The sequence below is a fragment of the Loktanella sp. DSM 29012 genome (assembly GCF_900110705.1).
Taxonomy (GTDB): domain Bacteria; phylum Pseudomonadota; class Alphaproteobacteria; order Rhodobacterales; family Rhodobacteraceae; genus Loktanella; species Loktanella gaetbuli.
This window is the reverse complement of record NZ_FOEJ01000004.1, coordinates 351,614-374,859: the sequence shown is the minus strand read 5'-3', so window position 1 is coordinate 374,859 and position 23,246 is coordinate 351,614. Positions and strand designations below refer to the sequence as shown.

Here is a 23,246-nt window from a genome sequence, read left to right as displayed (position 1 = left end):
CCTCATGCAAATCGCCCTGACCGCCGCGGTACGCTGCGCCGAATGCCCCATCCGTCACCGTGCCGTCTGCGCGCGTTGCGACGACGATGAGCTGTCGCTGCTGGAGGGCATGAAAACCTACAAGACGTTCAAGGCCGGGCAACCGATCCTGTGGCGTGGTGACGATCTGGTCTTTGTCGCCTCGGTTGTTCAGGGCGTCGCCGCATTGTCCAAGACGCTGGAGGACGGGCGCACACAGATGGTGGGCCTGCTCCTGCCGTCTGATTTCATCGGGCGCCCCGGCCGCGGACAGATCGATTTCGATGTAACCGCGACCACCGATGTGACCCTGTGCTGTTTTGATCGCAAGCCGTTTGAAAAACTGGTCGATGACACACCGCATGTGGCCCATCGCCTGATGGAACTCGCGCTGGACGAGCTGGATGCCGCACGGGACTGGATGTTGCTGCTGGGGCGCAAGACCGCACGTGAAAAAATTGCGACCTTTATCCAGATGTTCGTCCGGCGCACCCATACGGATGAACAGGCTGCGGGGCCCGACCAGTTCAACATGCCGATGACCCGTGACCAGATTGCCAATTACCTCGGCCTGACGCTGGAAACAGTCAGCCGCCAGTTCAACAGCCTGAAAAAAGAAGGCGTGATCTCTTTTGGTGATCGCAAGACGTTCACGGTTGTCGACATGGCGGCCCTGCACAATGCAACCGGCGACGATGCAGACGGCGGCATGATCGACTAAAGCTTTTTGCGGGTTTTGATCCAGATCAAGGAAACCCGCCACCACCTTGTCCATACCGACCTTGCGAAAACGAGCAGCTCTTGCGTGCTCGCATGATTGCAAGGGAACACAATGGACTACGTCAAACTCATCATACTTGCGTTGATCACGCTGATCGCCGCAATCGGCGCGAACTGGGCGCACGACCTGGCCTATCAGGTGCACGCCGTCCTGATCATGGTCATTGCCGCGGGCCTGTTCATCTGGATCTTGCGCCAGGCGGACGAGCCAAAACCCGCGGTCGATACCCACCGCTACGCCGATGGCGTCATCCGTGCGGGGGTCATCGCGACGGCCTTTTGGGGGATTGCCGGTTTTCTGGTCGGAACATTCATCGCGTTCCAGCTTGCCTTTCCGGCACTGAATTTTGACTGGGGCCAGCCATTTACGAACTTTGGCCGCCTGCGTCCGCTGCACACCAGTGCGGTGATTTTCGCGTTCGGCGGCAACGCCCTGATCGCCACATCGTTCTACGTCGTGCAGCGCACCAGCGGCGCACGCCTGTGGGGCGGCAAGGCGCATTGGTTCGTTTTCTGGGGCTATCAGCTGTTCATCGTTCTGGCCGCAACCGGTTATCTGCTGGGGGCCACGCAATCCAAGGAATATGCCGAACCCGAATGGTACGTGGACATCTGGCTGACCCTCGTCTGGCTGACATACCTGGCCGTGTTTCTCGGCACGATCTTTCGCCGCAAGGAACGCCACATCTACGTGGCGAACTGGTTCTTTCTCGCCTTCATCATCACGGTCGCCATGCTGCATGTGGTGAACAACCTGTCCGTCCCGGTCAGTATCTGGGGCAGCAAATCCGTGCAGATCTTCAGTGGTGTGCAGGATGCGATGACCCAGTGGTGGTATGGCCATAACGCCGTCGGGTTCTTTTTGACGGCCGGTTTCCTGGGGATGATGTACTACTTTGTGCCAAAGCAGGCGAACCGCCCCATCTATAGCTACAAGCTGTCGATCATCCACTTCTGGGCGCTGATCTTTCTCTATATCTGGGCCGGCCCGCACCACCTGCACTACACGGCCCTTCCTGACTGGGCGTCGACGCTGGGCATGGTGTTCTCGATCGTTTTGTGGATGCCCAGCTGGGGCGGCATGATCAACGGCCTGATGACCCTGCAAGGGGCCTGGGACAAGCTGCGCACAGACCCGATCCTGCGGATGTTCGTCCTGAGCCTTGGGTTTTACGGGATGTCCACCTTCGAGGGTCCGATGATGTCGATCCGCGCGGTCAACAGCCTGTCGCATTACACCGATTGGACCATCGGCCACGTGCATTCGGGTGCTTTGGGCTGGAACGGCATGATCACCTTTGCCTGCATCTATTTCCTCACGCCGCGCCTGTGGGGCCGCAAGGAAATGCATTCGATGTCCGCGATCAACTGGCACTTCTGGCTCGCGACGCTGGGAATCGTTCTCTACGCCGCATCCATGTGGATCTCTGGCATCATGGAAGGCCTGATGTGGCGCGAGGTCGACGACCAAGGGTTCCTGGTCAACAGCTTTGCCGACACGGTTTCCGCAAAATTCCCGATGTATGTGGTGCGTGGAATGGGCGGTGTGATGTTCCTCGCAGGGGCACTGATCATGTGCTGGAACATGTGGATGACCATCCGCGGGGCCGCACCGGCACGGGCTGCCCTGCCCCAAGCAACCCCAGCGGAATAAGGAAAAGAACATGGGAATCCTGGACAAACACGCCATCCTTGAACGCAGCCCGACGCTGCTGCTGGTCAGTTCGCTGCTTGTGGTCACCGTCGGCGGCATCGTGGAAATCGCACCGCTGTTCTGGCTGGAAAACACCATCGAAGAGGTCGAGGGGATGCGTCCCTATGCGCCGCTCGAACTGGCGGGGCGCGACATCTACATCCGCGAGGGCTGCTATGTCTGCCACAGCCAGATGATCCGCCCGATGCGTGACGAGGTCGAACGCTACGGTCATTATTCGCTGGCCGCGGAATCGATGTACGACCACCCGTTCCAATGGGGGTCGAAACGCACCGGACCGGACCTCGCCCGTGTCGGCGGGCGCTATTCGGATGACTGGCACGTGGCCCACCTGAAGGACCCGCAATCCGTCGTCCCCGAAAGCGTCATGCCCAAATACGCGTTCCTGTCGGAAACTGCGATCAGCGGTGAATACATCGAGGATTTGCTGCGTACCCACCGTTTCGTGGGCGTACCCTATACCGACGACCAGATCGCCCATGCCAGCGCAGATTTCCGCGTGCAGGCCGATCCTGACGGTGACTGGGACGCGCTGGTCGAACGCTATCCCGGTGCGGTCGTGTCGAACTTTGACGGACAGTCGGCCCTGACCGAAATGGATGCGCTGATCGCGTATCTGCAAATGCTGGGCACATTGGTCGATTTTTCGACCTTCACCCCCGATGCCAGCCGATAGGAGGCCGCGATGGACACTTATTCTTTCTTGCGCGAACTGGCGGACAGCTGGGTGCTGCTGGCCATGTTTGCCTTTTTCGCAGGCGCGGCCGTCTGGGCCTTTTGGCCCGGCCTCAGCCATGCCCGCGAGGACGCCAGCATGATCCCCTTTCGCAACGATACGGCGGAAAAATCCTGCACCAATGATTGCGCAGCCTGCAAATGCGGCGACGAATGGAAGGACAAATTCAATGTCTGACGAACAGATCGACCATGAAACCGGCGTCGGGACGACCGGCCACGAATGGGACGGGATCAAGGAGCTGAACAACCCGCTGCCGCGATGGTGGCTGTGGACGTTCTACGCCTGTATCGTCTGGGGGATCGGCTATACGATCGCCTATCCCGCATGGCCGATGATTTCAGGTGCGACGTCAGGTGTTCTTGGTTTTGCGACCCGCACCGAGGTGGCGCAGGACATCGCCGCCCACGAGGCTGAAAACGCCGATCTGGTCGCCGCCCTGAATGCCGCTGACCTGACCGACCTGCCCCCAACGGACGACCTGCACCGCTATGCGGTCGCACGCGGCGGGTCCGTGTTCCGCGCCCAGTGCAGTCAGTGTCACGGACAGGGTGCGGCAGGCACGACCGGATTCCCCAACCTGCTGGACAACGACTGGCTGTGGGGCGGTGATCAAGAGGCGATCGCCTATTCCATCCGTCACGGGATCCGCAACGACACCGACTGGGATGCGCGCTATTCGCAGATGCCCGCCTATGGCGAGATATTCGAGGACGGCGAAATTGCCGCGGTGGTCGAATACGTCACCAGCCTTGGCAACACCGATTTCGACGCATCGCTCGCGCAGGCAGGTGAAGGTCTGTTCATGGACAATTGCGCCGCTTGCCATGGCAACGACGCAGGCGGAAACCGCGATCTGGGTGCGCCCAACCTTGCGGATGCGATCTGGCTTTATGGTGGGGACCGCGCGGCACTGACCGAAACCGTCACCAACGCGCGTTTCGGCGTCATGCCCGCCTGGGGCCAACGCCTGAGCGAGGAAGACGTGCGCGCAGTTGCTGTCTACGTACATGCGCTGGGAGGCGGAGAGTAGGCAGAGCGCGGGCCACATCCCGGCCCGCAATCCCAAGGCGGCCCTGTTCGCAAAACATGCCGCCTTGGGGCATTTGCAGATAGTGTTTGACACAGATCAAGGCACAGCCTGCACCGACATCCTAGACAGGTCTCGCGAACAGGAGACCCACGATGTCCGAAACACAATTATACGCCCCGCGCGAACCGATCTTTCCGCGCCGCGTCTCCGGCAGGTTCCGCCAACTGAAATGGTGGATCATGGCCGTGACGCTGGGCATCTACTACCTGACCCCCTGGATCAGATGGGATCGCGGCCCGAACATGCCCGATCAGGCGGTGCTGGTGGATATGGCGAACCGCCGGTTCTATTTTTTCTGGATCGAGATCTGGCCTCACGAATTCTATTTCGTGGCAGGGCTGCTGATCATGGCCGGGCTGGGCCTGTTTTTGTTCACATCGGCGCTGGGCCGGGTCTGGTGCGGCTATACCTGCCCCCAGACCGTCTGGACCGATCTGTTCATCCTCGTGGAACGCTGGATCGAGGGCGACCGCAACGCGCGTGTCCGCCTGCACCGGGCCAGGTGGGATCTGCACAAATGGCGTCTGCGCCTGACGAAATGGACGGTCTGGCTGCTGATCGGGCTCGCGACGGGCGGGGCATGGGTGTTCTATTTCACCGATGCGCCCACACTGGCCCGCGATCTGGTGCAGTTCACGGCAAATCCCGTGGCCTATGTCACCATCGCGATCCTGACCGCGACCACCTTTGTGTTCGGTGGGTTCATGCGTGAACAGGTCTGCAACTACATGTGTCCCTGGCCCCGCATCCAGGCTGCGATGATGGACCCCGATACGATCACTGTGGCCTATCGCGACTGGCGCGGCGAACCGCGCGGCAAGAAACGTGACGCCGACACGGGCGATTGCATCGACTGCATGGCCTGCGTGAACGTCTGCCCTGCCGGGATCGACATTCGCAACGGGCAGCAGATGGAATGCATCACCTGCGCGCTGTGCATCGATGCCTGCGACGACGTGATGGACCGGATCGGCAAACCGCGCGGTCTGATCGGATATATGGCACTGACCGACGAAGCGGCCGAACGGGCGGGCCAGCCGGTCAAATCGGTCTGGCGGCATGTCCTGCGTCCGCGCACGCTGCTGTATACGGCGGTCTGGGCCAGCATGGGGATCGGACTGGTCTATGCGCTGTTCATCCGGTCCGATATCGAACTGACCGTCGCTGCCGTCCGCAATCCGACCTATGTCGTCCAGTCCGATGGCGCGATCCGCAACATCTATGACGTGCGCCTGCGCAACAAGCAGGGCGAGGATGCGCAACTTCAGCTCAGCCTGACCAGCGACGCCACATTGCAGATCGCCCTCCAAGGTCAGGACGACACCGATACCGTCACTGTTCCCGCCGACACAACGGTCCTGCAACGGGTCTATGTCACGGCCGACCCGCAGGCCCCTGCCGCCGGTCGCGCCGTCACGGACCTGCGGTTCTGGGTCGAAGACCTGAGCAGCGGCGAACGCACCAGCCAAGCCACGACATTCAACGGAAAGGAAAGCCAATGACCGAAGTCAAAGGATGGCATGTCCTCGGCATCTTTGTTCTCGCATTCGGGGTCATCATCTCGGTCAATCTGACGCTGGCGTTCAACGCGGTGCGGACGTTCCCGGGGCTGGAGGTCAAGAATTCCTATGTCGCCAGCCAGTCGTTCGACGCCGACCGCACGGCGCAACAGGCACTAAGATGGGATGTTGCCGCCCGACTGGAGGGGGACGAACTGATCCTTGCCATCCACCATGACGGACAGGCCGTGGCACCCACGATCGAATCCGCCATCTTTGGCCGTGCCACGATGGTGGCCGCCGACCAGACGCCCGTTTTCGTCTTTGACGGTGACGTGTTCCGGGCGCACGTCGATGCAGGGGCCGGCAACTGGAACCTGCGCCTGCAGGCGCGGGCCGCTGACGGGACGTTGTTCCAGCAGCGGGTCATCGTGCAGGTGCAGTCATGACCGCCGCCTGCCCCGCCTGCGCCGGCATCCCCGCGGCCAGCGCTGCCGCCACCGGACCCGCGCTGATGTTTTCGGTGCCGACGATCCATTGCGCCGCCTGTATCGGCAAGATCGAACGCGGACTGGCCACCCTGAACGGCGTCGCCGATGTCCGGGTGAACCTGTCGCTGAAACGGGTGTCGATCACGGGACCCGTCGATCCTGGCCGTGCGCTGGACGCGCTGAAATCACTCGGATTCGAGGCTTATCCGCTCGATCTTCAGGCACTGGCTGCAGCACAGGACAACGTGGGCCGCGCGCTCTTGATCCGGCTTGCAGTCTCGGGCTTTGCCATGATGAATGTCATGCTGCTGTCGGTCGCGGTCTGGTCGGGTGCACAGGATGCCACCCGCGACCTGTTCCACCTGATCTCGGCCCTGATCGCACTGCCGACTGTCGCCTATGCGGGACAACCGTTTTTCATCAATGCCATGTCCGCCTTGCGGGTTGGTCGGTTGAACATGGATGTGCCCATTTCGCTGGCCATCCTGCTGGCCGCAGGCATGTCCCTGTTCGAGGTACTTAACGGCGGCAGGCACGCCTATTTCGATGCAGCCATATCCTTGACGTTCTTTTTGCTGATCGGGCGTTATCTGGATCACCAGACCCGGACCGCCGCGCGATCCGCTGCCAAGGAACTGACCGCACTCGAGGTGCATACCGCACAGGTGCTGATCGACGGCCTGACCATGACGACCCCCGTGGCTGACATCAGGGCGGGCGATATCGTGGTCGTGCCGACCGGCGAACGTGTCCCCGTGGATGGCACATTGTCCAGCGAAACAGCCCTGCTGGACCGGTCCTTGCTGACCGGAGAAAGCGAAGCTGCGGAAACCGCAAGGGGCGATCACCTGCAAGCGGGCGAGGTGAACCTTGCCGCGCCATTTCATCTGGTCGCCACGGTCGATGGCACCGACACCAGCCTGCGCCGCATGGCGGCACTGGTTGAAACGGCTGAAAACGGACGCAACCGCTATACCAGTCTGGCCGACCGTGCGGCACGGATCTACGCGCCCGCCGTGCATTTGCTGGCGTTGTTCGCCTTTATCGGTTGGGTGGCCTACGACGGCGACCTGCGTCACGCGCTAAATGTCGCCATCGCCGTGCTGATCATCACCTGCCCCTGTGCGCTGGGCCTTGCCGTGCCCGCCGTCAGCACGAGTGCGATCAGCAGGCTCTACAGCAGGGGGTTTCTGGTCAAACACGCCACGGCCCTCGAACGTCTGGCAGAGGTGGACCATGTTGTGTTCGACAAGACCGGCACGCTGACCCTGCCTGCGCATGTCGACGTGACAGGGCTGGACGCCAATCAGCGTGCCATCGTCGCAGGACTGGCACAGGTCTCCAGCCACACCTGGTCTCGCGCCGTGCTGTCGGAACTGGACGATGTCCGGGCGGCATCCCTGGATGATGTGACCGAGGACGTGGGCAACGGCGTGCTGGCTTTCCACGACGGTGTGCCTGTCGCACTGGGACGCGGATCATGGCTGAATGCGCCGTTCCGCGGACTTGGGCTCCGGATCGGAACGGCCCCTGCCATCTGCCTGCAAACGACCGAACGGCTGCGCGACGGGGTCGCCGCTGCCATCGCGGGGATGGACCTGAACTGTGAAATGCTGACTGGCGATGGCCCTGCCCCGGCGCGTGACATGGCGGATCGGCTGGGAATCGGTTTCACGGCCGATGCCAGACCGCAGGACAAGTTGGATCGACTGCGCCAACTGGATCAGCAAGGCCGACACGTTCTGATGGTGGGTGACGGGTTGAACGACACCGCGGCACTGGCCTCGGCACATGCCTCGCTTGCGCCATCCACGGCCCTTGATGCATCGCGCAACGCGGCTGATGTCGTCATCCTCAAGGAAAGCTTTGCCGATCTGCCCCTGCTGATCCGGGTCGCCCGCATGACCCGCCACCTGTCGCAGCAGAATTTCGCGATTGCGGCGCTGTACAACTGGATCGCGGTACCTGTGGCGCTCTTGGGCTATGCCACGCCGCTGGCCGCCGCACTGGCGATGAGCGTGTCATCCATCACCGTTCTGTTGAACGCCCAGCGCATGCGGTTCGTCAAATGAATGTCCTTGTGATCCTGATCCCCGTCTCGCTGATCCTCGGGGCCTGCGGCCTGGCCGCGTTCCTGTGGACGATCCGAACCGATCAATACGACGACGCGCAGGGCAACGCCGCACGCATTCTGCTGGATGACGACTGATCCGATATCACATCTTGGTGCCCCCGGCCGGACTCGAACCGGCACGACCAAAAGGTCAGGAGATTTTAAGTCTCCGGTGTCTACCATTCCACCACGGGGGCACGCGGCGTTGGTAATCCGGCACGCCCGCGCGGACAAGCGTCAGATGTCGGTGCCGGGCGGTTCATCCAGCAACCGGCGTTCCTGCAACCAAGGATTCATCGCAACGGCCGCGCGCAACGTGGCCTGACCTTCTGCGTCGCGCCCCAGGCCGAACAGCGTCAGCGCCTTGCCGGACAGGGCTGCGACGTGGTTGGGCAAAAGGTCCAGCGCGCGATCCAGATCCACCAGCGACGCCGCAAAATCGCGTTGCAGGAAATATGACAATGCCCGCTGATTATAACCCTCTGCGTAGGCGGGGCAGTAATTGACCAGATCGTCGAAAAAACCGATCGCCCCCGCGAAATCGCCCAGATCACGCCGGGTCATTCCCGCATCCAGCAGCGCCTGTGCGTGACTGTCAGGCGCGTCCAGCCAATAGGACCACAGCGCAGACGCGGAACGCTGCGCCTCTGCCGCTGACTGCGCCCGCTGCATATGTGAAATGGCCTGCGCCATTTCCGCTGCGTGATCGGGCACCGCAGGACATGCATCCTGCGCCACGGCAGGGCCGGCGTACAGCGTCAAACAAAGACAAAGGGTTCTGATCATGCCGACAGTCTTGGGCGGATGAACGCACCCGTCAAGTCACGCAACCGTCAGCTTGATGGCGGCACGGGCGACACACCCTCTTCCTTGACAGCCTGCATCGCAACATAGGTCGACGTGCCCGACACGTTCGGCAGGGTCGAGATAAAGGACGCCAGAACCGCACGGTAATCGGTCATGCCCTGCGTCCGCACCTTCAGCAGGTAATCGTATGATCCGGCAATCATGTGACATTGTTCGATCTGCGGGATCGCCAGCACGGCATCGTTGAACGCCCGCAAGGCCGCCTCGCGCGTGTCGGACAACTTGACCTCGACAAAGGATACGTGGTCTCGTCCCAGTGCGATCGGGTCAAACAGGGCCCGGTAGCCCCGAATGACACCATCCGACTCCAGCTTGCGCAGGCGCGCCTGGGTTGGGGATTTGGACAGGCCGATACGCTCGGCGAGTGCGGTGACACTGATGCGCCCGTCGACCGCCAGCACGTCAAGAATCTTTGCGTCGAATCGGTCCAGGTCACCAGTCGAATTCGGCATAAATTCCCCAAAAATGCGGGCCATCTGACCCCACATCAATATGATAGAGGTCAGATAGACTAGCGGCAAGTTGATACAGTGATCCGTATTCAAAATCGGAGAGTGCTATGCCCCGTGATATTCACAATACCCTGCGCGAACAAATCGAGGCTGGCATCTACGCCGACGAACGTGCGGTCGTGGCTGAGCTTGTCGGTCAATCGGAACTGACCGACGCCGACCGCGCACGGATCGTCAGGAATGGTGCCGATCTCGTGCGCCAGATTCGAAACAGCTCCGAACCCGGCCTGATGGAAGTGTTCCTGGCCGAATACGGCCTGTCGACCGACGAAGGCATCGCCCTGATGTGTCTGGCCGAGGCACTGCTGCGCGTGCCCGACAGCATCACGATCGACGCCCTGATCGAGGACAAGATCGCGCCCTCCGACTGGGGCAAGCATCTGGGTCATTCCGCATCCAGCCTGGTGAACGCATCAACCTGGGCACTGATGCTGACGGGCCGTGTGCTGGACGACGAAAAGCCGGGCATCACCCGCCACCTGCGTGGTGCCGTCAAACGTCTGGGCGAACCCGTCATCCGAACGGCCGTGGGCCGCGCGATGCGCGAGATGGGCCGCCAGTTCGTGCTGGGCGAAACGATCGAAAAGGCGATGAAACGCGCCGACGGCATGCAGGAAAAGGGATTCACCTATTCCTATGACATGCTGGGCGAGGCCGCGCGCACAGACAAGGACGCGCGTGCCTATCAACTGTCCTATTCTCGTGCCATTTCCGCCATTGCAAAACATTGCACGCACGATTCCGTTGCTGAAAACCCCGGTATCTCGGTCAAGCTCTCCGCCCTGCACCCCCGCTACGAGGAGGCGCACCGCGACCGCGTCATGGCCGAACTGGTCCCCCGCGTGCGGTCCCTGGCCATTCTCGCCAAGGCGGCGGGCATGGGGTTCAATATCGACGCCGAAGAGGCCGACCGCCTGTCGCTGTCTCTGGATGTGATCGAAGAGGTTCTGTCAGAACCGTCGCTGGACGGCTGGGACGGGTTCGGCGTCGTGGTGCAGGCCTACGGTCTGCGCGCCGGCATGGTGCTGGATTACCTACACGCGATGGCCGAACGCCTGAACCGCAAGATCATGGTGCGTCTGGTCAAGGGGGCCTATTGGGACGCCGAGATCAAACGCGCCCAGGCCATGGGCATCGACGGTTTCCCGGTGTTCACCGCGAAATCGCACACTGATGTTAGCTATATGGTCAACGCGCGCAAACTGCTGGGCATGACCGACCGCATCTATCCGCAGTTCGCCACCCACAACGCGCATACCGTTGCCGCGATCCTCGACATCGCGGATACGATGGGCCGCGGCACCGATGATTTCGAATTCCAGCGCCTGCACGGTATGGGCGAAACGCTACATACCATCGTGCTCAAGGATCGCGGCACCCGTTGCCGCATCTACGCACCCGTCGGCGCACACGAGGATCTGCTGGCCTATCTGGTCCGGCGTCTGCTGGAAAACGGAGCCAACAGTTCGTTCGTGAACCAGATCGTGGACGAGGACGTCCCGCCTGAAGTTGTTGCCGCCGACCCGTTCGAAAACATCAACAAGGTGCCCGACCTGCACGCTGGTCCTGACCTGTTTCAGCCGGAACGCCTGAATTCCAAGGGGTTCGACCTGACGCATATCCCGACGCTGCGCCAGATCGCCGCCGCACGCGATACCTATCGCACGGCCGTCTGGACGGTCGAGCCGATCATCGCCGGCGAAACCGATACCACCCGCGAGGTCATCGAACGCTATAACCCCGCGATCTCGGGCGATCTTGTGGGGCAGATTGCCCACGCGACCCCGGATGATGTTGCCGTGGCCCTGGATGCGGCCACCACTTGGGATGTGCCAGTGCAGGAACGCGCGCGGGTCCTCAACGACGTGGCCGACGCGTTCGAGGACAACTACGGCGTGCTGTTTGCCGCACTGACCCGCGAGGCGGGCAAGGCCCTGCCCGATTGCGTGGCCGAACTGCGCGAAGCGGTCGATTTCCTGCGCTACTACGCCGCGCAATCACTGGACCAGACGGAGGCCACCCCGCGCGGGATCTGGACCTGCATCAGCCCGTGGAATTTCCCGCTGGCGATTTTCACGGGCCAGATCGCCGCGGCCCTTGCGGCCGGCAACGCCGTGCTGGCCAAACCTGCGGAACAGACGCCGGTTGTCGCAAAACTGGCGGTCGAACTGATGCACAAGGCCGGTGTGCCCGCCAACGCCGTGCAGCTGCTGCCGGGCGGTGGCGATGTCGGTGCCGCCGTGACATCCGATCGCAGGATCAAGGGTGTGGCCTTTACCGGGTCGACAGCCACCGCGCGCAAGATTGCGTCCGCCATGGCCGAACACTGCCTGCCCGGCACACCGCTGATCGCGGAAACCGGCGGTCTGAACGCGATGATCACCGACAGCACCGCCCTGCCTGAACACGCCGTGCGCGACATCATCAACGGGGCCTTCCGGTCAGCCGGACAGCGCTGTTCCGCACTGCGCTGCCTTTATGTGCAAGAGGATGTCGCCGACAAGTTGATCGACATGCTCAAGGGCGCGATGAACGCATTGACGCTGGGCGATCCCTGGTCGCTGTCAAACGACATCGGCCCGGTGATCGACGCCGCCGCCAAGGCCGGTATCGACGACCATATCGCCAAGGCCGCAGCCGAGGGCCGCGTGATTCACCAGTTGCCGATCCCGGCACAGGGTCATTTCGTGGCCCCGACCATCATCGCGCTGGACAGTATCGCCGATCTGGAACGCGAGGTTTTTGGCCCGGTCCTGCATGTGGTCCGGTTCAACGCCCGCGATCTGTCCAAGGTTGTCGATGCGGTGAATGCCACGGGCTACGGCCTGACATTCGGCCTGCACACGCGGATCGACGACCGTGTCGAGATGATCGTGAACAACGTCCACTGCGGCAACATCTACGTGAACCGCGACCAGATCGGCGCCATCGTCGGGTCTCAGCCTTTTGGTGGCGAGGGCCTGTCCGGCACCGGCCCCAAGGCAGGCGGCCCACTGTATCTGCCGCGTTTCAGCACCGCTGCGCCGGGTGCAGCACTGGGCGGTGGCTGGACGACAGAGGACAACGCCAAACGGCTGGAAAAGGCGTTGGCGGATGCACCCAAGGGTGCGTCGTCCGAACCGCGCGACATGCCCGGACCGACCGGCGAATCGAACCGCTGGTCAACGCATCCGCGCGGCCCGGTGCTGTGCATGGGGCCGGGACAGGACATGGCGGACGCCCAGGCCGAGGCGGTCCGTGCCCTCGGTGGTCAACCGGTCACCGCACGCGGCGAAATCACGCCCGAGACCCTGACGCTGCTGTCCGATCTGGCCTGCGTGCTGTGGTGGGGGGACGAAGATCGCGCCCGCGCCTATGCCAAGGCGTTGACGCAGCGCGACGGCCCGATCACGGCGCTGGTCACGACGATGCCGGACAAGGCGCATGTGACCCATGAACGCCATGTCTGCATCGATACGACAGCCGCAGGCGGCAACGCCGCACTGCTGGCCGAAGTCGCAGGCTGAACAGCAAATCCGCCGCCCCGCCCTTGACGCGGGGCGGCGGACCGTCACCTTGGGGCTATGTTTCCGATCCGTGACCACAATCCGTCAACGCGCACGCCGTTCGTGACCTACGCCCTGCTGGCCGCGAATATCGCGATCTGGCTCTGGACGGTTATGGCAGCACAGACCGATGCCGCACTTGGGCAGCTCTACTACGATTACGCCCTGATCCCCGCCCGCGTCACGGGGTTCGAGGGTTGGGGCGGTTTCATCACATCCATGTTCCTGCACGGCGGCATCATGCATCTGGGCGGCAACATGCTGTTTCTGTTCATCTTCGGCGACAACCTCGAGGACAGGATGGGGCATGTCCCCTTTGCGCTGTTCTACCTGGCCTGCGGAGTCGCGGCAGGCCTGGCGCAGGTCGCGTCCGAGCCGTTTTCCCCGATCCCCACGATTGGCGCATCAGGGGCGATCGCAGGCGTGATGGGCGGCTACCTGCTGCTGTTCCCCAAGGCGCGGGTGGACGTGTTTTTCTTTTTCATCGTGTTTTTCAAGATCATCCCCATCCCCGCATGGATCACGCTGGCCGTCTGGTTCGTCATGCAGCTGTGGGGCGGGTTCAGCCCCAACGACGGCGTCGCCTACTGGGCCCACAACGGCGGGTTCGTGGCTGGATTGCTGCTGGTGATCCCCCTGTGGCTCCGACTGGGTGGCCCCGGGTTCTGGCGGGCTACAGACGGTCACCCCGATCACCCGCCCGCGCAATACCGCGAATCCCGCATCCCCAAAGTGCCACGCAGGCGGTAACGTTGGGCGACGCGACCGCAAAGCAGTGAGGATTGCGCAAGCCTGTCGTCTCACGCCAGAGAGCGATTGCTTTTGACCTGTTCAGCGAAGGTCGGGTTTGAGCCTACACCGACTTATGCTGCGCTATGCTTGGACGCTCGCAAACTGCGTACGGCTGCCATCGGTCATACTTAGGGCAGCCCGCAGCTGGCCATGCGCAAACAGGCGCCTCTGAGATCCAGTGCTCCGAGCAAACGGCCGCGATAGGTTTCGGCAGACTCAGGATTTGAGATCCCGAAGCATCATGTCGTCAACAGAAACAACTGAAAGATCAACATTCCTGCTGGACAGTGCAGCGACGGCTCTTCAGTTTCCGCGAATACCATTTTGAATATCATAAAACTCTAGGCCGATGTCACAGCAGCACATACAAAGCTACATCCCCGCCATTGACGGTTACCGGGCTATTGCAGTGGTTTCGGTGTTTTTGTTTCACACCTTCCCTGAAATGTTGCCGGGGGGCTTTATCGGGGTGGACGTATTCTTCGTGATTTCGGGCTTTCTCATCACCCGATTGATATTGAAGGAGCTGAACGCTGAACGCTTCTCTCTCCTGAACTTCTACCAGCGTCGCATCGCGCGGATTTTCCCAGTCTTCTTTGCCGCGATTGCCGCGACACTCGTCGCAGCGGCGGCGCTCTATAACGACCAAGACTTTGCAAACGTTGCTGAAGCAGCGGGCTATACCTCTGTTTTTCTGGCTAATATCCATCTCCTGACTCTTGGCAGCTATTTCGGGATAGAGCACGATGCGCAGCCGCTCTTGCACTATTGGTCCCTTGCGGTAGAGGAACAGTTTTACGTGTTCTTCCCCTTGCTTTTGATGCTCGTCTGGGGATCTCGCACGTGGCTTTTACGGAGCACTATTGCGCTTTTATTGCTTAGCCTCGTTCTCTGTATTGGTGTTTCGTTAGAGAAACCACGTTGGGCCTTTTACCTGCTGCCGACGCGAGCCTGGCAATTGCTAGCAGGAGCCTTGCTGGCGATCTATTCCGACGAGATCGCAGCCGCCGCAAGACGCTATTCAAACGTATTTGCCCTGCTAGGACTATCCTTGGTCGTCGGCGGCATGGTGTTCTTGTCCGGAGAGCTGTCTTACCCCGGCGTCTACGCCATTGCCCCCACGCTTGGGGCAAGCTTGCTGATCGCGGCCTGTTTGCAATCTTCAACAGGTGTGGTTGCGGTCCTATCGGCACGCCCGCTCCGCTTTGTCGGCAAGATCTCTTATTCCCTGTATATTTGGCACTGGCCTATTTTCTGCATTGTTGACTATCGGTTGATGACCTGGTCCGCAGAGCCAAGAGTGTTGATCAAGGTTTTGCTCTCGCTCGGGCTCGCCTTGCTAAGCTACTATTTGATTGAAACCCCCGCGCGCCACTATCTGAACAAGCCGGGGAGTCGAAATCTGGCGCTGTGCGGTTCTGTCTTTGCGATAATATCTTCTGTGGTGGCCGCTTTTCAGATCACATCGACCCACTTCGTCTTTGCGCGTGACAGCGAGCTACGTGCTGAAGGCCGCTTCTATGATAATAAATCTGACCACGAGGTTGTCTTGCTGGGCGACAGCATGGCGACGATGTACGGTGCAGTCTTTCGCCGCGAACTACGTGACCTTGGCCTCGATTTCCGCCTTCTGGCATCGCCTGCAACCAATTTCCTTCCCGGTGAGGCCGGAACCAAGTGGCCGCAGGTGGTAGAGATCCTGCGAGAACACGAGCCCGAACTGATCATTATTTCCTATGCATGGCGCGGGAAGCTGCATCTCAACGACAACTTCCTTTGCGATACGTTACAGCAGCTGGAGGGGCTGTCTTCCCAAATACTTCTGCTCACAGATGTCCCCCGCTTGCCGGACGATGCCGGCCGTGCTGACGTCAGAGACAACAAACAAAACGTCTTTTTTGAACCAGATTTTTCAGCGTCGCGGCGGGCAGAGGCGCTCACGATTTTGACGTCGGTCACTGGCCAAGCCGTTTCACTTTTTGATGTCTCATCGTACCTTTTAACCGAAGACGGCGCCATTCAGTTTGTTGGGGCAAATGGGCGAGCGACCTATCATGATACGACGCATCTTTCAGAGACTGGGATCGAAACACATAAAAGCGAGTTGTTTTCGCGCGTTCAGTATTTGGTGGATGCACCATCTTTTCCGCTCAGCGTCCCAGCATCATGCACGGATATCAAACCTGTCGATGGGACGCTTGACTAGCCGTCGGAGGGTGACTTCTCGATAATGAGGCGGGCTTATTGTGCAATCAGTAGGCAACAAAACGCAGCCTCCATCAGTGTACGAATTTTGGGTGGAATCTCACACCGAACGTCCGCTTCGTGCACACACCGAACTTTCAACGTCTAACGACAAAATGTCTGTTTAGGTCAGGTCGCACACACACCTGAGCGGACTACGGCGGCGGGATGACCGGATGGCGCGCTGTCATCAGGCCTTGCGGACGACCTTGGCGAAATTGTCAAAGATATCGCTGTTCGACACGATCATGGCACCCGTTTCCAGCGGATCGGCGTCGGGGGTGATCGCCTCGACGATGGCACCTGCCTCTTTGCAGATCAGCACGCCTGCGGCGACGTCCCAGATGTTCAGGCGGCGTTCCCAGAACCCGTCGTAGCGACCGGCGGCCACATAGGCCAGGTCCAGCGAGGCGGCACCGAACCGGCGCACACCGGCGCAGGCGGGCAGCAACCTTGCCAGGTCTTGCAGCGTTTCGGGCAGATCGGTGCGTCCGGCCCAAGGCAGGCCAGTGGCAAACAGACCGTCCGACAGGCGATGACGCCCCGACACGCGGATGCGCGATTCGTTCACAAATGCACCAAAACCTTTTTCGGCGTAGAACATCTCGTCCTTGACCGGGTCATAGATCACGCCCGACACGATCTGCCCCTTATGTTCCAGCGCGATGGAAACCGCCCAATGCGGCAGGCCGTGCAAAAAATTGGTGGTGCCGTCCAACGGGTCGACGATCCAGCGGCGTGTCGGGTCTTCGCCCTCTTTCTCGCCGCCCTCTTCGCCCAGAAAACCATAGGACGGACGCGCATGCATCAGATCATCGCGGATCGTCTGTTCGGCCTGACGGTCGGCGCGGGTGACGAAATCGCCGGGGCCTTTGGTCGACACCTGAAGCTGCTCGACCTCGCCAAAGTCCTTGAGCAGGGCGCGACCGGCCTTGCGGGCGGTTTTCATCATCACATTGAGGTTTGCGCTGCCAGCCATGGGGACTCTCCGATTTACGTCAAGCGGGGCGTATAGGCCCGCAGGCGTCTGCGCACAAGCACATCAGGCGCGTTGCAGTTTGACCGCCTCCTGGCGCGCCAGCCGGACAACATGCGACATGAACGGCAGCCCGTCATCCGCCGTGCGCGTCGCCGCATACAGCCGTTTGGTGATACCGTCCGCCGTCAGGGGCCGCGTGATATAATCGGCGTTGTAGCGCACCTGCCGCACGACCCAGTCAGGAAGAACCGCAACCCCCCTGTTGGACGCCACCAGCAGCAGGATCATCGCGGTCAGTTCCACCTGACGCACCGCCAGCGGTTCGACCTTGGCCGGGGTCAACAAGGCGTTGAAGACATCCAGCCGGTGCCGGTCCACCGGATAAGTAATCAAGGTCTGATCCACGAAATCCGCCGCCTCGACATAGGGTTTTTGGGCCAAGGGATGCCCGGCAGGGGCCACGAAGATGGGTTCATAATCGAAAATCGGGGTAAATCCGACGCCAGGCAAATCCTCGGGGTCGGACGACACGACCAGATCCACCTCTTCGCGGATCAGCGCAGGCAGCGCTTCAAACGCCAGTCCGGGGCGAATATCGACATCGACCTCTGGCCAAGCCTTGCGGAACTGATCGAGCACCGGCATCAGCCATTCGAAACAGGCGTGACACTCGATCGCGATATGCAGTCGTCCTGCCTTGCCCGCGACAAGGCCATCGAATTCGGCCTCCAGTGCCGCGACCTGCGGCAGGATGCGTTCGGCAGCGGCCAGCAGTTTCATGCCCGCAGCCGACAGGCGCAGCGGTTTGGTGCGCCGCACGAACAATTCCACCCCGGCCTGATCCTCGATCCCCTTGATCTGATGGCTCAGCGCGCTTTGCGTGATGCCCAGCATATCCGCCGCACGGCCCAACCCGCCGGTATCATGAATCGCCTTGATCGTGCGCAGGTGACGGAACTCGATGTGCATTTCGCGGTTTGCCTCATGATCATCGTGAAAGTTATGAATTTGCTTCATATGCGGCGCGGTGGCATCTAGGCAAGAACTCAGATCAGGATGAACCATCATGACCCGCCCCGCCATCAGCTTTGAATTCTTTCCGCCCAAGAACATCGCGGGTTCGTTTCGCCTGTGGGATTGCGTCAATGCGCTCTCGCCGCTGGCCCCCGAATTCGTGTCGGTCACCTATGGTGCCGGCGGCACCACCCGCCAGCTGACACATGAGGCCGTCACCGCCATCGACAAAACCACCGGCCTCAAGGTTGCGGCCCACCTGACCTGTGTGGACGCCACCCGCGAGGAAACCTTGGCCATCGCCAATGAATATGCTGACGCGGGAATCACCGATCTGGTCGCCCTGCGCGGCGACGCACCCAAGGGCAGCGACGGTTTCAAACCCCACCCCGAGGGCTTCGCAAGTTCGATCGAATTGATCGAGGCGCTGGCCGATACCGGGAAATTCACGCTGCGTGTCGGTGCCTATCCCGAAAAACACCCCGAGGCCCGCAGCCAGGCCGACGACATCGCGTTCCTGAAACGCAAGATCGACGCCGGTGCCTCTGCGGCCATCACGCAGTTCTTCTTCGAGGCAGACACATTCTTTCGTTTCCGCGATGCCTGTGTGGCCGCCGGTATCACCGCCCCGATCATTCCCGGCATCCTGCCCGTCGAAAACTGGAAGGGCGCATCGAAATTTGCCGCCGCCACCGGCACAAGCATTCCGCCCGTGATCGCGCAGGCCTTTGAAAACGCGACCCGCGACGGAAGCGCCGATCTGCTTGCGACCGCATTGGCGACCGAACTGTGTGACGAGCTGTTGCAAGGCGGCGTCGACCATCTGCATTTCTATACGCTGAACAAACCGCAATTGACGCAGGACATTTGCCGCGCGCTGGGAATTGCGCCTCAGGCACGCTTGCAAAACGTCGCCTGACCAGACCATCTTGGGCGGACCTCAGGACAGGACCGCCCCATGCCACTTGCCAAGACATTCGACGAACTGCCCAGCCGCGAGACGCTGTTGTCACTGACAGGGCTGGAATTCATGCAGGCCGTATTGGCAGGAGAACTGTCTGGTCCGCCGATTTCGGGCATCATGAACTACCACTTGCACAGCGTGGACCACGGGAGCATCGTGTTCCACGGCACACCTGATTTCGCGCATACCAACCCGATGGGCGGTATCCACGGAGGCTGGTATGGCACACTGCTGGATTCCGCGATGGCCTGCGCGGTCATGACGACCGTGCCGCGCGGGTCGGTCTACACAACGTTGGAATACAAGATCAACATCACCCGCGCGATCCCGCCCGGCACCCCGATCATCGCCACAGGCCAGATCGACCATGCAGGCAGGTCAACCGGCGTGGCCACGGGCCGCATCACCGACGCGGATGGCAAGCTCTATGCCACGGGTTCAACAACCTGCCTGATCATGCAGATTGCCTGACCGTTTCATGCATCCGTTCCGACGGGTCGGTCAGCCTGCGACGCGGCACGCGCCACAAGAACAGCCTGGCCCAGCCGTGCCACTGACCGACTGACGGTGCGTCGGGGTCCGTGGGAAACCTGTCACGCCAACCATCGGGCAATGCCATGCCGGCCTGCGACAGCCGATCCAGCATCCAGACCAGCGGGATGTTCGACAGGGGGCGCACCTGTGACTTGCCATCCAGATGCCCGCCTACATCGGCATGGGTGCCGCGAAACCAGACCTGATCCACCCAGGCCGCATCATCAGCGTCCGTATTCCACAGGACCGGCACATAGGCCCTGCGACGTTCATCCAGCGCCAGCGCGTGAAATCCCCGCCCGACGTGATCGCCCAGGTGATGATCGTGAAAATCTTGGTTGTTCTCGATGAAACGCCAGATGACCGGCAGGCCCAGCGCCCGGACCGTGTCCCAGACACCGACCGCCGCGACGGGTGTCGCATCATAACAGAACCGCGCACGGAACCGTGCCAGCACTTCGGGCGCGCTTTGCCGCTGATAGTGGCGAAAGGCCTGGCGGACCGCGCGTGTCGTTGCCTGCTGCCGGCGCAACAGGCCGACACGTCCGATCATGCCGGACAATGACCGCACCGCATAGGCACCCCGCGAATAGCCCATCAGCACGATTAGGTCGCCCGGCCGATACCGCGAGGCCAACACGCCATAGGCCCGCGCGATCTGGTCATCGATGCCATGCCCCGACACGACGGCCAGCGTGTCGCGCCAGCCGCGCCACTGGATACCTGCCTCGTAATAGACGGTCAGATTGGACTTCTGCCCGGCCTCGCGCAGCAGTTTGTAGGTCAACCCGGCGTTGGTTTCATAACCCTGCGCCAGCGACGACATCGTGCCATCGAGGATGATCACATGGGTCGCCTGCCCCGGTTCGCGTGCCGCGTTGCTCTTGCGGCGCGGCAGAAACCGGAAAAGGCCGAACAGGCGTTTAAGCGGCGTCACGCGACCTAGCATCCCGGAGCCAACCCCAGACGCGATGGGGCGTCAGCGGCATTTCCACGTGGCGCACGCCCGCGTCCCACATCGCATCAAGTGCTGCATTGGTGACAGCGGCCAGCGCACCGACCGTGCCCGCCTCGCCGCAGCCTTTCATACCCATCGGATTGTATAGCGACGGCGTGGGTCTGGTCGAGAACCCGATCATGGGCATCTCAGACGCGCGCGGCATGGCGTAGTCCATGAAACTGGCTGTCAGCAGCTGGCCGTCCGCGTCGAACACGGTGCGTTCCATCAGCGCCTGCCCCAGCCCCTGTGCGACGCCGCCATGAATCTGTCCCTCGACCAGCATCGGATTCATGAGGTTACCGAAATCGTCGACCACCGTGTAACGGTCCACGTGGCTTTCGCCCGTTTCGGGATCAATCTCGATCTCGGCCACGTGGCAGCCGTTCGGGAAACTGCGGTTGTCCAGCGTGATTCGTTGGCTGTGGCGCAGCAGGTCGTCGCGGCCGTCAGCCCGCGCCATATCCGCGACCTCCAGCACAGTGGGCGACAGGTTGCTGCCCGGAATGCGAAAGCGTTCGTCGTCGAATGTCACGCCTGCGGCGTCGACACCTTCCTTGTCCGCCAGATAGGCGGCAAAGGCCGGGATCATCGCCTCGACCGTCGCCAGCGTCGCGGTGTTCTGCACGGTGACGGACCGCGATCCACCTGTGCCGCCGCCTTGCGGGATGAGATCGCTGTCGCCCTGCACCACGGTAATCCGGTCTGCAGGAATACCCGTATGGTCCGATAGGAACTGGGCAAAGACCGTTTCGTGCCCCTGCCCGTTTGACTGCGTGCCGACGTAAATATCGACCCGCCCGTCCGCGCGAAATTCCACGGCCGTCGTTTCCGACGGATCGCCGAGGATGCTTTCGATGTAATAACAAATGCCCTGCCCGCGCAGCCGACCCTTGGCCGCACTCGCGGCCTTGCGCGCGGCAAAACCGGTGGTGTCTGCGCTGTCCTTGGCGGCAGCCAGCACGGCGGCAAAATCGCCCACGTCGTAGGTCACGCCGCTGACGGTCGTATAGGGAAACTGATCAGGCCGGATGAAATTTGCGCGCCGCAGCTCCCAAGGGTCGACGCCCAGCTGGCGCGCCGCCTCGTCCATGGTGCGTTCGAGGACAAAGATCGCCTCGGGTCGACCGGCCCCGCGATAGGCATCGACGGGCGTGGTGTTGGTATAGATGCCGCGCGTCCGCATGAAGGCGGTCTGCACATCATAAGTGCCCATCAGCACCTTGGAAAACAAATCCGTCTGGATCGCCTGCGCGAACTGGCTGTTGTAGGCCCCCATGTTGGCGACCGTGTCCAGATGGTAGGCCACTATCCGGTTGTTCGCATCAAAGGCCAGCGTCGCCGTCGTCGTCAGGTCACGCCCCGCGTTGTCGGTCAGCATCGCCTCTGTGCGTTCAGACATCCAGCGCACCGGACGGCCCAGCACGCGGGCCGCATGCGCACAGGCCAGCGGCTCAGGGTAGCGCATCCCCTTCATCCCGAAACCGCCGCCCGTGTCCGGATTGGTCACGCGGATCTGGTCGTCGTCCAGACCAAAGTGTTTCTTGAAATCAGCCTTTGGTCCCCAGACCCCCTGCCCGTTGATCGCGACGTGCAACTTGCCATCTGTCCACTCCGCATAGGTGCCGCGTGGTTCCATCGCGTTGACGATCACACGGTTGTCCGGCACCGCGACCGTCACCACATGCGCCGCACCCGCGATGGCGGCGGCCACCGCATCGGCATCACCCAACCCATAGTCGAATGCGAGGTTTTCGGGCGCGCTGTCGTGCAAGGGTTCACCGCCCACCTCCAGCGTCATATGCGCGGGCCGTTCGTCGATATCGACGATTACCGCCTCTGCGGCGTCGCGGGCGTTGTTCAGCGTGTCGGCCAGCACGATGGCGATCGGTTCACCCACATGGCGCACGCGGTCCAGTGCCAGAATCGGGCGCGATGTATGCGCGCCCTTGGACCCGTCACGGTTTTTGACCTGCACGCCGGCCATGTCCATGACCACACCCGCAGCCTGCATGTCAGCCCCCGTGATGACGCCCGCAACACCCGGCATCGCCAGTGCATCCGACACGTCGATCCCGGTGATGGTCCCGTGCGCCACCTGTGCGCGCACAAAAGCCGCCCGCAGCGCATCTGCGGGGGCAATATCGTCGACATAGCGTCCCTCGCCTGTCAGGAACCGCAGATCCTCGACCCGTTTGACCGACTGGCTTTTGCCGAATTTTTCCACTGCGCCACCCCTCGTGTTTTCGCGACAAACCCTCAGACAATCGCGACCGGGTGTCCAGCCCCCGGCATTGCCCCTTTTCGCCGCAACCCGCTTTGGGGTATTGGGGCGACAACAAAGCTGAAGGACA

General features: G+C 61.7%; 20 protein-coding genes and 1 tRNA gene. 14 read left to right on the top strand and 7 right to left on the bottom strand.

Going from position 1 to position 23,246, the window contains the following annotated elements:
• Nucleotides 1-4 precede the first annotated feature (4 nt).
• From fnrL to ccoS, 9 genes are all read left to right on the top strand, one after another.
• A complete protein-coding gene (fnrL, locus tag BMX27_RS11540; protein ID WP_090160027.1) occupies nucleotides 5-739 on the top strand; it encodes a transcriptional regulator FnrL in 735 nt (244 codons plus the stop codon).
• Between the two features lie 111 nt (nucleotides 740-850).
• Nucleotides 851-2,452, top strand: coding sequence for a cytochrome-c oxidase, cbb3-type subunit I (ccoN, locus tag BMX27_RS11535; RefSeq protein ID WP_090159957.1), 1,602 nt, complete (start codon nucleotides 851-853; stop codon nucleotides 2,450-2,452).
• 10 nt (nucleotides 2,453-2,462) lie between these two features.
• Nucleotides 2,463-3,188: a cytochrome-c oxidase, cbb3-type subunit II gene (ccoO, locus tag BMX27_RS11530; RefSeq protein ID WP_056037392.1), complete on the top strand. Its 726-nt coding sequence runs from the start codon at nucleotides 2,463-2,465 to the stop codon at nucleotides 3,186-3,188.
• A gap of 9 nt (nucleotides 3,189-3,197) precedes the next feature.
• Nucleotides 3,198-3,425: a CcoQ/FixQ family Cbb3-type cytochrome c oxidase assembly chaperone gene (locus tag BMX27_RS11525; RefSeq protein ID WP_090159956.1), complete on the top strand. Its 228-nt coding sequence runs from the start codon at nucleotides 3,198-3,200 to the stop codon at nucleotides 3,423-3,425.
• On the top strand, nucleotides 3,418-4,281 hold the full coding sequence (gene ccoP, locus BMX27_RS11520) for a cytochrome-c oxidase, cbb3-type subunit III (RefSeq protein ID WP_090159955.1): 864 nt from the start codon (nucleotides 3,418-3,420) through the stop codon (nucleotides 4,279-4,281). Before BMX27_RS11525 ends, ccoP begins: the two co-directional genes overlap by 8 nt.
• 152 nt (nucleotides 4,282-4,433) lie before the next feature.
• Nucleotides 4,434-5,843: a cytochrome c oxidase accessory protein CcoG gene (gene ccoG, locus BMX27_RS11515; RefSeq protein WP_090159954.1), complete on the top strand. Its 1,410-nt coding sequence runs from the start codon at nucleotides 4,434-4,436 to the stop codon at nucleotides 5,841-5,843.
• A complete protein-coding gene (locus BMX27_RS11510; protein WP_090159953.1) occupies nucleotides 5,840-6,289 on the top strand; it encodes a FixH family protein in 450 nt (149 codons plus the stop codon). The genes ccoG and BMX27_RS11510 overlap by 4 nt, the downstream gene beginning before the upstream one ends.
• A complete protein-coding gene (locus tag BMX27_RS11505; RefSeq protein WP_090159952.1) occupies nucleotides 6,286-8,403 on the top strand; it encodes a heavy metal translocating P-type ATPase in 2,118 nt (705 codons plus the stop codon). The genes BMX27_RS11510 and BMX27_RS11505 overlap by 4 nt, the downstream gene beginning before the upstream one ends.
• A complete protein-coding gene (gene ccoS / locus BMX27_RS11500; protein ID WP_056037410.1) occupies nucleotides 8,400-8,540 on the top strand; it encodes a cbb3-type cytochrome oxidase assembly protein CcoS in 141 nt (46 codons plus the stop codon). The genes BMX27_RS11505 and ccoS overlap by 4 nt, the downstream gene beginning before the upstream one ends.
• A gap of 15 nt (nucleotides 8,541-8,555) precedes the next feature.
• On the opposite strand, the gene BMX27_RS11495 is transcribed toward ccoS, so the two are convergent.
• The 3 genes from BMX27_RS11495 to BMX27_RS11485 all read right to left on the bottom strand — a co-directional run bounded on the left by BMX27_RS11495 (nucleotide 8,556) and on the right by BMX27_RS11485 (nucleotide 9,763).
• Nucleotides 8,556-8,641, bottom strand: a tRNA-Leu gene (locus BMX27_RS11495).
• A 40-nt stretch (nucleotides 8,642-8,681) separates the two neighbouring features.
• Nucleotides 8,682-9,230, bottom strand: coding sequence for a tetratricopeptide repeat protein (locus BMX27_RS11490; protein WP_090159951.1), 549 nt, complete (start codon nucleotides 9,228-9,230; stop codon nucleotides 8,682-8,684).
• Nucleotides 9,231-9,277: 47 nt separating this feature from the next.
• On the bottom strand, nucleotides 9,278-9,763 hold the full coding sequence (locus BMX27_RS11485) for an Lrp/AsnC family transcriptional regulator (protein WP_090160026.1): 486 nt from the start codon (nucleotides 9,761-9,763) through the stop codon (nucleotides 9,278-9,280).
• A 107-nt stretch (nucleotides 9,764-9,870) separates the two neighbouring features.
• On the opposite strand from BMX27_RS11485, the gene putA reads away from it, so the two are divergent.
• From putA to BMX27_RS11470, 3 genes are all read left to right on the top strand, one after another.
• Nucleotides 9,871-13,329, top strand: coding sequence for a bifunctional proline dehydrogenase/L-glutamate gamma-semialdehyde dehydrogenase PutA (gene putA / locus BMX27_RS11480; protein ID WP_090159950.1), 3,459 nt, complete (start codon nucleotides 9,871-9,873; stop codon nucleotides 13,327-13,329).
• Between the two features lie 57 nt (nucleotides 13,330-13,386).
• Complete coding sequence (locus BMX27_RS11475; protein WP_090159949.1) at nucleotides 13,387-14,118, top strand: rhomboid family intramembrane serine protease; 732 nt, start codon at nucleotides 13,387-13,389, stop codon at nucleotides 14,116-14,118.
• A 391-nt stretch (nucleotides 14,119-14,509) separates the two neighbouring features.
• Nucleotides 14,510-16,366, top strand: a complete 1,857-nt coding sequence (locus tag BMX27_RS11470; RefSeq protein ID WP_090159948.1) for an acyltransferase family protein — start codon at nucleotides 14,510-14,512, stop codon at nucleotides 16,364-16,366.
• 228 nt (nucleotides 16,367-16,594) lie between these two features.
• On the opposite strand, the gene BMX27_RS11465 is transcribed toward BMX27_RS11470, so the two are convergent.
• Together BMX27_RS11465 and BMX27_RS11460 are read right to left on the bottom strand one after the other, a co-directional pair.
• Nucleotides 16,595-17,383 carry an inositol monophosphatase family protein gene (locus tag BMX27_RS11465; protein WP_090159947.1) on the bottom strand — a complete coding sequence of 263 codons (789 nt, stop codon included), beginning with the start codon at nucleotides 17,381-17,383 and terminating at the stop codon, nucleotides 16,595-16,597.
• Nucleotides 17,384-17,446: 63 nt separating this feature from the next.
• Complete coding sequence (locus BMX27_RS11460; RefSeq protein ID WP_090160025.1) at nucleotides 17,447-18,352, bottom strand: LysR family transcriptional regulator; 906 nt, start codon at nucleotides 18,350-18,352, stop codon at nucleotides 17,447-17,449.
• Between the two features lie 97 nt (nucleotides 18,353-18,449).
• Here BMX27_RS11460 and metF point away from each other — a divergent pair, with 97 nt between their 5' ends.
• Together metF and BMX27_RS11450 are read left to right on the top strand one after the other, a co-directional pair.
• Complete coding sequence (gene metF / locus BMX27_RS11455) at nucleotides 18,450-19,316, top strand: methylenetetrahydrofolate reductase [NAD(P)H] (RefSeq protein ID WP_090159946.1); 867 nt, start codon at nucleotides 18,450-18,452, stop codon at nucleotides 19,314-19,316.
• Between the two features lie 39 nt (nucleotides 19,317-19,355).
• Nucleotides 19,356-19,832, top strand: a complete 477-nt coding sequence (locus BMX27_RS11450) for a PaaI family thioesterase (protein WP_090159945.1) — start codon at nucleotides 19,356-19,358, stop codon at nucleotides 19,830-19,832.
• Here the strand turns inward: BMX27_RS11450 and BMX27_RS11445 are convergent.
• Together BMX27_RS11445 and BMX27_RS11440 are read right to left on the bottom strand one after the other, a co-directional pair.
• Nucleotides 19,816-20,832 carry a DUF2235 domain-containing protein gene (locus BMX27_RS11445; protein WP_256212482.1) on the bottom strand — a complete coding sequence of 339 codons (1,017 nt, stop codon included), beginning with the start codon at nucleotides 20,830-20,832 and terminating at the stop codon, nucleotides 19,816-19,818. The genes BMX27_RS11450 and BMX27_RS11445 overlap by 17 nt on opposite strands.
• On the bottom strand, nucleotides 20,819-23,119 hold the full coding sequence (locus BMX27_RS11440) for a xanthine dehydrogenase family protein molybdopterin-binding subunit (RefSeq protein ID WP_090159943.1): 2,301 nt from the start codon (nucleotides 23,117-23,119) through the stop codon (nucleotides 20,819-20,821). Before BMX27_RS11440 ends, BMX27_RS11445 begins: the two co-directional genes overlap by 14 nt.
• Between the last annotated feature and the right edge of the window lie 127 nt (nucleotides 23,120-23,246).